7 protein-coding genes are annotated in these 8,566 nt (G+C 50.0%); 4 read left to right on the top strand and 3 right to left on the bottom strand.

Features of this window, described 5'->3' with window-relative positions:
• From ACTRC3_RS11075 to ACTRC3_RS11060, 4 genes are all read left to right on the top strand, one after another.
• A partial coding sequence (locus tag ACTRC3_RS11075) for a thioredoxin family protein (RefSeq protein ID WP_440323106.1) occupies positions 1 to 204 on the top strand: 204 nt, incomplete at its 5' end.
• A 266-nt stretch (positions 205 to 470) separates the two neighbouring features.
• Positions 471 to 1,298, top strand: coding sequence for a TrmH family RNA methyltransferase (locus ACTRC3_RS11070; protein ID WP_440323105.1), 828 nt, complete (start codon positions 471 to 473; stop codon positions 1,296 to 1,298).
• A gap of 111 nt (positions 1,299 to 1,409) precedes the next feature.
• On the top strand, positions 1,410 to 2,936 hold the full coding sequence (locus ACTRC3_RS11065; RefSeq protein ID WP_440323104.1) for a Y-family DNA polymerase: 1,527 nt from the start codon (positions 1,410 to 1,412) through the stop codon (positions 2,934 to 2,936).
• Between the two features lie 66 nt (positions 2,937 to 3,002).
• Positions 3,003 to 3,209, top strand: coding sequence for a hypothetical protein (locus ACTRC3_RS11060; protein WP_440323107.1), 207 nt, complete (start codon positions 3,003 to 3,005; stop codon positions 3,207 to 3,209).
• A 28-nt stretch (positions 3,210 to 3,237) separates the two neighbouring features.
• Here ACTRC3_RS11060 and ACTRC3_RS11055 read toward each other — a convergent pair whose 3' ends face one another.
• From ACTRC3_RS11055 to ACTRC3_RS11045, 3 genes are all read right to left on the bottom strand, one after another.
• Positions 3,238 to 4,572: an MATE family efflux transporter gene (locus tag ACTRC3_RS11055; protein WP_440323103.1), complete on the bottom strand. Its 1,335-nt coding sequence runs from the start codon at positions 4,570 to 4,572 to the stop codon at positions 3,238 to 3,240.
• Between the two features lie 79 nt (positions 4,573 to 4,651).
• Positions 4,652 to 5,812, bottom strand: coding sequence for an AI-2E family transporter (locus tag ACTRC3_RS11050; RefSeq protein ID WP_440323102.1), 1,161 nt, complete (start codon positions 5,810 to 5,812; stop codon positions 4,652 to 4,654).
• A complete protein-coding gene (locus ACTRC3_RS11045; RefSeq protein WP_440323101.1) occupies positions 5,799 to 8,432 on the bottom strand; it encodes a cation-translocating P-type ATPase in 2,634 nt (877 codons plus the stop codon). The genes ACTRC3_RS11050 and ACTRC3_RS11045 overlap by 14 nt, the downstream gene beginning before the upstream one ends.
• Between the last annotated feature and the right edge of the window lie 134 nt (positions 8,433 to 8,566).

Raw genomic sequence — 8,566 nt, 5'->3', positions numbered from 1 at the left:
GTGTTGGCAGATGTGGACAAGACTTGTGGGGATAAAGCTACGATTCTGAAAGTGGATTTCGACAAGAATAAAGAGCTGGTAGACGAGTATGAGGTATCCGGCTATCCGACTCTGATTCTTATGAAGGATGGAAAAGAACTCAAGCGTCTTTCCGGTCTGCAGCAAAAGCCTTTGATTGTGAAAATGTTGGAAGAGCAGATGTGAAAAATTAGATAAGAAGAAGTAAACGGCAGGGAAAATTCTCTGCCGTTTTTTTGCGAGTGTTCCATTATAAATGCAGTATATCAAAGCTTTGGACTATCTGCTATAATAGATAACGAAATGATACCGAATTTTCCAGGCCTTCTAACAGGAGAGTACATTGTGGAAATCAGAAACAGAATGTTGAAAGATAGATTCTGTTTAACAGAAAATGTGGATAAATGGTATGTATTCAGAATGTGTAAATCAGATAAGAAAAGGAAAAGAATATGTCTCATATCATAGAAATCAGCAGTTTTGACGCGCCGGAGCTGGATATCTACGCGCGTACCAGCGAAAATCAGTTAGTCAACCGGGCAAACCCGGCAGAAGCCATGTTTATCGCGGAAAGCCCCAGAGTCATCGAACGGGCGCTGGATGCAGGGTATGAGCCGGTGTCCTGCCTGGTGGAAAAACGGCAGCTTGCGGGAGAAGCAAGGACGGTTCTGGAGCGGTTGGGAAATATTCCTGTATACACGGCGGAAATGGAGGTTCTGGCGCAGCTTACAGGCTTTAAGCTGACTAGGGGAATGCTCTGTGCCATGTACCGGAAAGCCCTTCCGTCTGTGCGGGAGGTGTGCGGGAACGCCCGGCGTATTGCCATTCTGGAAAATGTGGTAAATCCTACGAATGTGGGCGCTATTTTCCGTTCCGCGGCTGCCCTTCATATGGATGCGGTGCTTCTGACCTTCGATTGCAGCAATCCCCTTTACCGCCGGGCGGTCCGGGTCAGTATGGGAACGGTATTTCAGATTCCCTGGACCTTTTTCGACAAAGAGGACTGGCCGGAAAAAGGAATCGGACTGTTGCGGGAGCTTGGCTTTAAAACCGCAGCCCTGGCTTTGAAGGACGATTCGGTCAGTATTGATGATCCGGATCTGATGAGTGAGGAAAAGCTGGCACTGATTCTGGGAACCGAGGGGGACGGCCTGGCTGCTTCTACCATTGCGGACTGCGATTATACGGTAAAAATTCCTATGTCCCACGGGGTAGATTCCCTGAATGTGGCGGCGGCCAGCGCGGTGGCGTTCTGGCAGGTGGGACAGAAAAACAGATAAAAATCGAACATCCGTTCTTGAAAATAAGATGCGGCTGTTTTATAATAAGGACAAGAATAATAAGCATAATAAGAAAATCGACACCGGAAGCGGTTGGAGGTGTTTGGAAAAATGGGAAAAGAACATTGCTATGTGGCGATTGATTTAAAATCCTTCTATGCCTCTGTGGAATGTCGGGAACGGGGACTGGATCCGCTGACGACGAATCTGGTGGTGGCAGATCCGGAGCGGACGGAAAAAACCATCTGTCTGGCAGTGACGCCTGCGCTGAAGGCATACGGGATCTCTGGACGGGCCAGGCTTTTCGAGGTAGTAGAGAGAGTACGTGCGGTCAATGCGGAACGGCTTCGGCGGGCGCCGGGAGGAAGGTTTGCAGGCTCATCCTCCGATGCGGCAGAGCTGGCGGCACATCCGGAATACGCGCTGGATTACATTGTAGCGACGCCCCGTATGGCGTATTATCTGGAATACAGCTCGCAAATATATGAGATATATCTGAACTATATTGCGCCGGATGATATGCATGTCTATTCCATCGACGAGGTATTCATGGATGTGAGCACCTATCTGCATACCTACCGGAAGACGCCCCGGGAGCTGGCCATAGAAATGATTCGCTCTGTTTACCGGGAGACAGGTATTACAGCTACAGCCGGGATCGGAACGAATCTGTATCTGTGCAAGATAGCCATGGATATCCTGGCCAAGCATGCCAGACCGGATGCAGACGGAATCCGGATTGCGGAGCTGGATGAGATGTCCTATCGGCAGAAGCTTTGGACGCACCGGCCGCTGACGGATTTCTGGCGGGTGGGGCCCGGCTATGCCAGAAAGCTTCAGGAGCAGGGCATGTATACCATGGGTGATGTCGCCCGCTGTTCCATAGGAAAGCCAGACGATTACTACAACGAAGAGCTTCTTTATAAAATGTTCGGCGTCAATGCGGAGCTTCTAATCGATCACGCCTGGGGCTGGGAGCCCTGTACGATCCCGGAGATTAAGGCGTACAAGCCGGAGAACAACAGTATAGTCTCCGGTCAGGTGCTGCAGTATCCTTACGAATATGAAAAAGCCCGGATGGTGGTCCGGGAGATGACCGATTTGCTGGCGCTGGATCTGGTGGACAAAGGATTGGTGACCGATCAGCTGGTGCTGACGGTTGGATACGATATAGAGAATCTGACGGAGCCGGAGCGCAGAAAGAATTATCATGGGGAAATTACCGTGGACCGATATGGACGCCGGGTTCCTAAGCATGCTCACGGGTCGAGCCGTCTGGAGTGCCAGACAGCTTCTGCAGAGCTTCTGGTGAGGGCAGTGTCGGAATTGTATGCCCGGATTGTGGATCCGAAGCTTCTGGTACGTCGGATTACAGTGACGGCCAATCATCTGGTGCGGGAAGAGAGCGTACAGAAGAAAGAGACCTATGAGCAGCTCAGCCTGTTTACCGATTATGAGGCAGAAAAAAAGGAAACGGAAGCGCAGAAAGAAGCTTTAGAAAAAGAAAAACGGTTGCAGAAAGCCATGTTGGACATCAAGAAACGATATGGAAAAAACGCAATTCTGAAGGGATCGAACCTGCAGGAAGGAGCCACCGCCCAGCACCGGAACAGCCAGATCGGAGGCCACCGGGCCTAGGGCAGAGCTGCCGCTTGTTATGCGGAAAATCAGAAAGAAAATCATTTAGAAAGAAGATTTTGATTTATGGGAAAATCAGATTCATACAAAGATATCATCCATTTACCGCACCACCAGTCCACGGTACATCCCCAGATGTCCCGCGCTGATCGGGCAGCCCAGTTTTCCCCCTTCGCAGCCCTGACCGGTCATGAGGCGGCTATCCGCAATACCGCTGAGCGCGTGGAACAGGAGCGGGACAGCCGGGAGACAGAACCGGTGTGGGAGATTTAGCCAGCGTAAGAAAGAAAACCATAACTGCTTAAGTATCAGCAAAATTCAGAGTCCGGATCATCCGGTAATATACCGGAATCAGCAGTCCGCAGGCTCCGGCCCAGGCCAGAGGACTGGCCAGACAGACGCCCATATAGCCGATAGCTGCCGTAAGGCCGATGGTGGCGGCCAGACGCATGACAAGTTCAATCATACAGGCGGCAAAGGGAGCAGTACCATTCTGCATGCTCTGGATGCTGGTCCGGTAGACAGCCAGAAGTCCCAGCAGCCAGTAGAAGGGAGCTACGGTCAGCAGATAGCCGTTGGCGTAGGAGAAGATTTCATCACTGGGATTTGCGATAAAAAGTGTTACAATGGGGTGGCGCAGCAGAATGATTCCGGCGCACATCAGGAGATTTAGGGCCTCCGTCTGGAGCAGAGAAGCCCGGACGCCTGCCAGAATTCTGTCCTTTTTACCAGCTCCATAGTTTTGGGCCACATAGTTGGAGATAGCGGTCATCATGGCGTTATTGACCAGAACGGATACCTGATCGGCCTTGGTAGCGGCTGTATAGCCGGCGACTGCCGCAGATCCCAACGCGTTGACGGTAGACTGCATGGAGATCTGGCCGATGCACATGACAGACATCTGGAAGCCCATGGGAAAACCGATTTTCAGATGGGAGATAAGATCCGTGCCGATGCCGTGAAAATCCGTCCGGTGGAGCCGCAGTATTTCAAAGGAGCGTAAGCCTGCAATCAGGCACAAAAAGGCCGAAATAAACTGGGACAGTACCGTCGCCCAGGCAGCACCTGCTACGCCCATGTGCAGTGGGACGATAAAAACGATATCAAGAACCACATTTAAGAGCGAAGAAAAGATCAGAAAGTACAGGGGCGTCCGGCTGTCGCCGAGAGCCCGGAGCAGATTGGAGATCAGGTTGTAGAAGACCGGCGCGGCGGTGCCCAGCAGGATAACGAACATATAGTCATAGGCCTGCTGATAGATATCCTCCGGCGTATGGATCCAGTCCAGGATCGGGCGGGAGAGCGCGCAGCAAACCAGTGTTACGAAAATGGTAAAAAGGATGCTTAACAGGGTGGACGCAGCTACGCTTCTGCGCATACCGTCTGTGTCTTTTGCGCCGAACCGCTGGCCCAGACAGATACCGAAGCCATTGGTAAAGCCCTGGATAAAGCAGAGTACAAAATATACAATCATACTGGTGGCGCCCACGGCAGCCAGCGCGTCGGCACCCAGCGTCCGTCCCACAATGACAGAATCTGCCAGCGTGTAAAATAACTGGAACAGGTTGCCTCCGATTACCGGAAGGGCAAAGATAAGAAGCGCCCGGAACGGGCGCCCTTCGGTCAGATCTAACATAGATAGCAGGCTCTCCTTTTCGATGTCATAAGAACACGATTTTAAATCTTTCTTATAGTAACGCGGAGAAAAAGAGAGGTCAAGAAAAATTTTGCCAGTTTATGTGCCGCTTTTTCAGGCGCAGATATACGTACTCCCGGAAAAGGGTGTACAAAACGGAGGTCAGTGGGATAAAGACAAGCATTCCCACAATTCCCATCAGATTTCCGCCAATTGTCACAGCCGCAAGCACCCAGATGGAGGGCAGCCCGACAGAGTCGCCGACTACATGAGGATAAATCAGATTTCCCTCCAGCTGTTGAAGAATCAGAAATACAAGAATAAACAAAACAGCCTGTTTGGGACTTACCATGAAAATGAGAAAGGTTGCTGTCGCACAGCCTATGAATGCGCCGAAAATGGGAATTAAAGCGGTAAACGCAATCAGAATTCCGATTAAAAGCGCATAGGGCATTTTTAAAATACTTAAGACAAGGAGAAACATACTTCCGAGAATCACCGCTTCCAGGCACTGTCCGGTAAGAAAATTTGCAAAGGTCCGATAGGTCAGGGAACAGATTCGAAGGGAGGCTTCCGCTTTTTCTTTTGGGAGAAAGGCAAAAAAGACCTTCCTTACCTGGATACGCAATTTTTCCTTCTGAAACAGAATATAACAGGCAAAAGAAAACGCGATAAAAAAGGTCGTGATACCGCTGACGATGGAGCCGACAGCCAGTATGGTCGTATTCATCACATTCCCGGTTCCTTTTCCCAGAAGGCCCATTCCCCATCTGACGGCCTGGTCCGGGTCAAACCGGATCTGGTTTACCAGCTGCATGATTTCCTGGTTATTGTGTGAAAATTCCAGGATCCAGGCCTGCATCTGAGGAATAAAGGCAGTGATGTTTGTAATTAGAGTTCCGATGGTTCTGGTAAGCTGGGGAATGACTCCAAACATCACGAGGATAAGGAGGACGACAATCCCGGTAAGGGTGAGAAGCAGGCTTACGGGCCGCGCGAATTTTTCGGCGGCCTTCGTTCCTTTTTCCTTTGCTTTTCCAAAAAGCTTCTTTTCTAAGAAGCTCATGGGAACATTGATGACAAAGGCGATGGCGCCTCCCAACGCAAAGGGAGACAGGATGTTCCAGATGGTTTTTATTACGTCGATCACGATATCGAATTTCCACAGCGCAATGACAAGAAATGCGGTAAATACGATGAGTTCGCGGATTTTTTTCATGGATAAGTTATTTAGATCCATTGTTTTCTCCATTCTTTTTTGATTTCATACGAATCCATTTCAGCGCCTGAATGAGCAGAAGACTGATAACTGCATACAGGTATACCTGGCCGAGCTGCGTCAGGTTCAGAGATTCCACCTTAAACAGGAGATGAAGGCCGGGAAGGGTCAGTACGGCTGTGATAAGCACTGCGCCCAGAGCAAAGGCTCCCAACAGCCATTTATTGTGAAAGAAGCGGCTGGTAAAGAGAACCGGGTGATCGGATTTGCAGTTAAAGCCGTGGAACAGACGCGACAGGCAAAGGGTTCCAAATGCATACGTGCTTCCAAGCAGCGCGCCGTTCTGATGGTATCCGGTCAGAAATCCAACCATCGTCATGATACCGATGACCAGGCCCTCCAGGCCGATTTTGCTGAGAAAATCTTTTGTCAGAATCGACTCACCCGCAGCGCGCGGCTTTTCATTCATGACCTCGCTGCTATGGGGCTCTACGCCCAGGGCAATTGCCGGAAGGCTGTCTGTCAGAAGATTGATAAACAGTAGATGTACCGGTGCAAACGGAACCGGAAAGCCTGCTATCGACGCGCAAAGAACCGTCAGGATTGCTCCGAAATTTCCGGATAACAGAAACTGGATGGCGTACTTAATATTCCGATAGACGTTACGGCCATTTTCCACGGCCTTTACAATCGTTGCGAAGTTATCATCGGTAAGCACCATCGCAGCGGCATCCTTGGCAACCTCTGTTCCGGTGATTCCCATGGCAACGCCAATGTCTGCCTGCTTCAGCGCAGGGGCATCATTGACGCCGTCGCCGGTCATTGCGACAATCATACCTCTTTCCTGCCATGCGCGGACAATACGGATCTTATGCTCCGGGGATACTCTTGCGTACACCGAAATATTCGGAACCAGCGCTTTTAGCTCCTCATCGCTTAAATGTTCAATGTCCGCTCCCTCGCAGGCTTCAGATAAGTTCTGTAAAATGCCGATTCTTTTCGCAATTGCCGCCGCTGTTATCTTATGATCCCCGGTGATCATAACCGGCCGGATTCCGGCTCTGATACATTCGGCAACCGCTGCCTTCGATTCCTCTCTTGGCGGATCCATCATAGCGATCAGACCCAGGAAGATCAGATGATTTTCATCTTCGGCGGTTAAGAGATGTTTTTCCGGAAGTGGCCGGTAGGTAAAGGCAAGCACGCGGAGTCCTTCCATGGAAAATTCCTGATTCTGTTTTTGGATTTTCTCTTTATCGTCCGCTGTCATTTCCCGGACGCCCTCTTTGGTCCAGATTTGTTCCGTCCGTTCAAGGAGACAGTCTACCGCGCCCTTTACGATCAGTCGGTTTTCACCGTCTATCTTATGAAGGGTTGACATCATTTTACGTTCACTGTCAAAGGGAAGTTCTCCGTTCCTGGGATAAGCGCTTCTTACTTCCGCGGCATGAATTCCGCAGCAGCTTCCCAGATTAATCAGAGCAGTTTCTGTGGGATCTCCGATTTCGACTCCGTTTTCATTGGTTGAATCATTGCATAAAATACTGCAGTCCAGAAGATATCGCTGCGCCGGAACCATTACATCAATGGCAGACGCGGGAATCCGTTTTTCATCTATATAATAATCCTCTACGGTCATCTTGTTCTGGGTAAGCGTTCCTGTTTTATCGGAACAGATAATGGAGACACTTCCAAGCCCCTCCACCGCCTGAAGCTTGCGAATGATAGCGTGTTCCTTCGCCATTTTCTGCGTTCCAAAGGAAAGAACTATGGTGACGATGGAGCTTAAGGCCTCCGGAATTGCAGCGACCGCAAGCGCTACGGCAAACAGAAAGGCGTTGCCGGGCTGTTCGCCCCGGAATACGCTGAGGGCAAATAAGATTCCGCAGAAAAGCAGAATTAAGATGGAAAGCTTCTTTCCGAAGGCCTCCAGATTTACCTGAAGAGGCGTCTGCTTTTCTGAGGTGGATTTCAAAAGTCCGGCAATCTTCCCGACTTCGGTCTGCATTCCGATGGCGGTCACAACTGCCCTGCCGCGTCCATAGGTCACAAAGCTTCCGGAGAACAGCATATTGGTTCGATCGCCAAGGGGAACCTCTGCGGAAAGAGTATCCAGGCTTTTTTCTACAGCAAGGCTTTCTCCGGTGAGAGCGCTTTCGTCAATCTTCAGACTGGCGTTCTCGATTAATCTTCCGTCTGCCGGAATCATATCGCCAGCCTCAAGCAAGATGATATCCCCGATGACCAGCTCCCTTGCCGGAAGCTGAACGACTGTGCCGTCGCGCAATACTTTGGCTTCCGGGCCGGCAAGCGTCTTCAGGCTTTGCAGGGATTGTTCTGCCTTTATGGTCTGAACAGTTCCTAAAATTGCGTTAATTGTGATAACGATCAGGATAACGAGCGCGCTTTCCATGTCTCCGAGCACACCGGATATGATTGCCGACGCAATCAGAATAAGCACCAGAAAATCCCGATACTGTTCAAAGAAAATCTGTGGGATGTTTTTCTTTTTTCCTTCCGCAAGTTCATTCCAGCCGTAGATCTCTCTGGCTTTTTTTACTTCTTCGCCGGTAAGTCCGGATTCTCTGCTGTTCACATGTTTCAGAACCTCCTCCGGTGTTTGCTGATAAATTTGTTTCATATGATTTCCTCCTTTTTCCTAAGTATTTCCAACAGGAATTTTTGTATAAAAAAAGAGACCTTTATTGCACAATAAATATGCAATAAAAGTCTCACTGTTTTTTTGTGACACCGGATGCTTCCACCGTATTGACG

Source organism: Laedolimicola sp., assembly GCF_051972735.1.
In the GTDB taxonomy this organism is placed as follows: Bacteria; Bacillota; Clostridia; order Lachnospirales; family Lachnospiraceae; genus Laedolimicola; species Laedolimicola intestinihominis.
This window is presented reverse-complemented; position numbering and strand designations above follow the sequence as displayed.